This is a genomic window from Deinococcus sp., from assembly GCF_018260405.1.
Taxonomy (GTDB): Bacteria; Deinococcota; Deinococci; order Deinococcales; family Deinococcaceae; genus Deinococcus.
Genome location: NZ_JAGLBG010000147.1, coordinates 1 through 3763, shown reverse-complemented (window position 1 = coordinate 3763; position 3763 = coordinate 1). Strand labels below are relative to the sequence as shown.

At 51.4% G+C, this 3763-nt stretch carries 4 protein-coding genes; 1 reads left to right on the top strand and 3 read right to left on the bottom strand.

The features are described 5' to 3' along the window. On the bottom strand, positions 1–555 hold a 555-nt coding region (locus tag QZ269_RS12305; protein WP_291427000.1), incomplete at its 3' end, for a winged helix-turn-helix domain-containing protein. Between the two features lie 289 nt (positions 556–844). Between QZ269_RS12305 and QZ269_RS12300 the strand changes: the two genes are divergently transcribed. Continuing rightward, on the top strand, positions 845–2158 hold the full coding sequence (locus QZ269_RS12300; RefSeq protein WP_291426999.1) for a hypothetical protein: 1314 nt from the start codon (positions 845–847) through the stop codon (positions 2156–2158). Between the two features lie 371 nt (positions 2159–2529). Here QZ269_RS12300 and QZ269_RS12295 read toward each other — a convergent pair whose 3' ends face one another. Then, positions 2530–2745, bottom strand: a complete 216-nt coding sequence (locus QZ269_RS12295; protein ID WP_291426998.1) for a hypothetical protein — start codon at positions 2743–2745, stop codon at positions 2530–2532. 43 nt (positions 2746–2788) lie between these two features. Beyond that, the gene (locus tag QZ269_RS12290) at positions 2789–3634 is read right to left on the bottom strand and encodes a transposase (protein ID WP_291426997.1); all 846 of its coding nucleotides are present in this window, start codon (positions 3632–3634) and stop codon (positions 2789–2791) included. Between the last annotated feature and the right edge of the window lie 129 nt (positions 3635–3763).

Genomic DNA, 3763 nt, shown 5'->3' with positions numbered 1-3763 from the left:
GACCCGTGATCCACCAGGTCTGACTCCTGTGACAGCGTCTCTCATGACTTTTATCAGGCCATAAGATCCTCGATCTTTTTTTTCCAGGACTGGAAGCTCTGCTTCCAGCCATGCTTCAATCTGGTCAGTTTTCTGTTCCAATGGACGTTTTTCCGTTTTCTGCCATGAAAAACCCCACCGCACCAGAAGTTTACCGACCCAGTCGCGGTGATACCAAACGCCATATTTGCCACCAATCAAATCGCGGATACGGGCCGTCGTCCAGCGACCATCGGGGTATTGCTGCAAATCTGGGCCAGCACGAATGATATCCATGAGTTCGGCCACCTGCTCATCCGTCAAAAACGTGGGACGCCCGGTAGACCGTGTCGCCTCAAGCGATTCCCCGTGTTGAAGACGTTGTCGCCAGTGACGAATAGCGGTGGGTGCGACCCCAAATCGCTGGGCAAGCACGGTAGACGAGAGCGTGGAATCGGTCAAGAAGGGTAACGCCGCGAGGCGGCGTTCTTCCATCTGCTGACGGGTGAGGAGTCGTGGCTTCCAAACCTCAGACATGTCCAGAGTTTACAATTCGACAACAACTTTCCGCGTTATCAATAGTTGAGGTGGTTCCGTGCAGGTTGAGGTAATCGCTCCTGTGATCGTGCCTGCACCTATGCATATGACGCTCGAACAACTGCACCCGTCATGCTCGACGAGGCCGCCAGCATGACCCGTGTCGACTGGCCCGAGCCGCCCAATCTGATGCTCTGAGTCAAAAGCCCTACCCATGCCCCTGATTGGGTGGGGCTTTTGATTGCTGGAATAAGCGCCGAGATCCAAGTTTGGACGCTAGAATCTGGGGATGAAAAATAAGATAGCTTTCATGACGACTCAGGTACTTATTCTTTCAGCCTGTCTGCACACGGCCTCAGCACAAATTGCTATGCCTCCTAGAACATTATCCAATGTAGATTGTCTGGCAAATCAGCAGAATCCACAGAAAATTATTTATGGTCAGAACGGCCATATGTTTATTGCTAGTATGGATCTTATAGAAGGTCTTCCAACCAAACAATACGGTGATAAGATAGTTGCTATTTCGCATAATTTAGAAGGGATGGGCATCAAGTTGGTTGTTGTACCGGTAGCCCATAAAGGAGCGATTGATTATGCTCAGCTCGATCTAAAGAATCCTGCTCAGAAAGCTTTTAAACCTTTGGCTATACGAAATGAAATCAGGAATCTCAACTCTTATCTTCAAAAGAATGGTGTTGCTGTAGTCAATACTCTTCCTGCGCTGGATGTCAATGCACCGGCCTTTTGGAAATCTGACTGGCACTGGAAGCCCGAAGCTGCCCGCGCTGTCGCTCAGGCTGTGGCACGTGTTGTTAATGCTTTGCCTGCTGCGCAGGAGATTCCACAGGTTGATTTTGTAACGACACTTACAGGACAAACTGGTTTAATTGACGACAGTGCTTATCTTTTGAGAAGGATGCAGCAGCTATGTGGAACTCCAATGGTCTCAAGGGATACGACAAACCTATATACCACCAGCCGTGTATCAGAAGTTGGCCTACTTGATGATGATCTCCCTCAAATTATCCTGGCAGGGACGAGTTATAGCGAAGCTCCGTGGAATTTCGATGGTTTTCTGAAAGAAAATCTGAAGAAAGATGTTGAGAACGTATCAGTAGTCGGCGGGGGTCCCTTCGCTGCCCTTACAAATTTCCTTATCTCTGAGCGCTTCAGGGAGAACAAGCCAAAGATAATTATCTGGGAGTGGGATACGAGCCGCTTTCGTTTCACTCCAGAAGATGATTCAGCCTGGCAACAGTTGCTTGTTTCCTCCAGGACAAGCTGCGAAAGTGGAGTTGATCTCTTGACTTCCACAGTGATCAAGCTTTCGAGCGGAGTTGCACTCGCCAAGCCAACAACAGAATTTCATGATGTCCGCCTGACCTTTTCGGATAAGACGATCAATGACTTTCAGGTTATTCCTAGCTCGGGGGCAACGGCTTCCCCTGCTATTAGGATTATCCGACTTAATACCCCGAACGTTACACCACAATTCTTTATGGCTTTGCCACCTTCCACCAGTCTCAAAATTGTTATTCCGGAATGGGTGAAAGGGTTTGACCCACAAGGCTCGGTTGTAGTGAGGCAATGTCTTCCCTAAGCGTGTAGACGACCTGTCCAGGCCAGTACACTGTTGTGTAAGTAAGAGTAGCTTCCGGCTACAGTTACGCGTCAGAGGCTGTCTGAAATCCCATTTTTCTCGATGATAAAGGCTACGCAGAGCCTCTTATTAATGACGCGGTAGGTTCGTGGTGTTACGCAGCTAGGCCATTAGCTCTATGCCATGAGCCATGAGGATTTTGCCAGAGCTCATTCCCCATGGCTCAAAGCTAAAACACGGCCAAAACAGTACCAAATCTGACTGACAAGCGTCACCAACTTTACACGTTATCAATAGCTTAAATTTTCCCCAGCCCCTGCCTCAGCGCGGGGGCTTTTCGTTCAGGAGGCTGCCATGCCGAATCCACCGCCTCAACCCAGTCGCCAGCCCCCGAGCGGCCAGTGCAAACGCCGTAAGACGGGGCGCGACAGCCGGTGTTCCCGTTCACCACAGTGCCAGCGCTGCACTTCCTCCACCAGCAAGGCGTTGAGCTTCTTGAAGTAGCTCACATTGAGGGTGTGAATCTGCTTTGGCCCGTCAGGACCTTCGATCACGATGTGACTCCCGGCGTGCTGAATGAGTTTCATACCTCAGGGTGACAGAACATTATGAACCTCGAGTGCTAGGGGATCAGAGACCTCCGAAGAAGAGAGCGAGATTATGGGCTGCAATCTTCCGGCAGACATGGGAGCGAATAGACCGGAACGAATTCAACTGTGGAAGCATCAGATGAAAAGAGCGATCTAGACGCGAAAAAACACATTCAATCGCCTTCCTGATCCACGTCATCGCGCCCCACCAGGGGCGCGGATTCTTCATGTTGGAGCGCGGCTGTGCGTATACCCCGCATCCCTGGTAGCCACGGTCTCCAAGCACCAGCTCCCCTTCCCCTTCTTCCAGCAGCGCTCTCGCTAAGGGTGGGTCACTTTCATTACCGGCGGCAATGGCAAACCGAACCAGCATTCCGTGGTCGTCGATGATGGCATGCAACTTGTATCCGTAGAATCGGCCTTTGACGCTATAACCACCATGTCCTCCCCTCCCACTGGCAGCTTCACTCATCGCACGAGGCCGTGCAAAGCGTGTCCCTGCACAGTAAACCAGCGGTTTACTGTCGATGACATAGACCGTTTCGTTGTCGAAGTGCGGCAAGCGCAGTGCCAGATCGGCGTAGATGGTCTCAAAGTTCAGCTGAATCCGCAGATACCGCGTTCTATCCGGTAGACGCGGGAAAAGAGACCGATAGGTGGTCTGTACCTGGCGGTACCACTTTTCCTGAGATGCCTCACCCAACCACTCTCCAACAAGAGCAATCGCCATCAGTTCTGCATAGGTCGCCTTCTGATGTGGTTCGTTCGGGAGCGTGAAGAGGCCGCTGAGTACAGCGGCCTTCAGGTAATCGTCGATGTAGACGTACGCGAGCAGGAAAAGGTCTTCCACGCTAGGCTGTTGAAGCGGAAGCAATTTGGTAGGCATACCTCAAGCTTCCGCTTTCTTGTGCCGTCAGGTATCCCCTAGCACTCGAGGTTTTAAGCAAACTTGGTTGTACCTAGCGCTGCGGCTCGACAATCACCTTGCCGGTCGTCTTGCGGTCGAGGATGTCCT

Bases quoted from the DNA above. Each gene is read 5' to 3' on its own strand.
- QZ269_RS12300 (WP_291426999.1), top strand. From the start codon at position 845: ATGAAAAATAAGATAGCTTTCATGACGACTCAGGTACTTATTCTTTCA.
- QZ269_RS12295 (WP_291426998.1), bottom strand. From the start codon at position 2,745: ATGAAACTCATTCAGCACGCCGGGAGTCACATCGTGATCGAAGGTCCT.
- QZ269_RS12290 (WP_291426997.1), bottom strand. From the start codon at position 3,634: ATGCCTACCAAATTGCTTCCGCTTCAACAGCCTAGCGTGGAAGACCTT.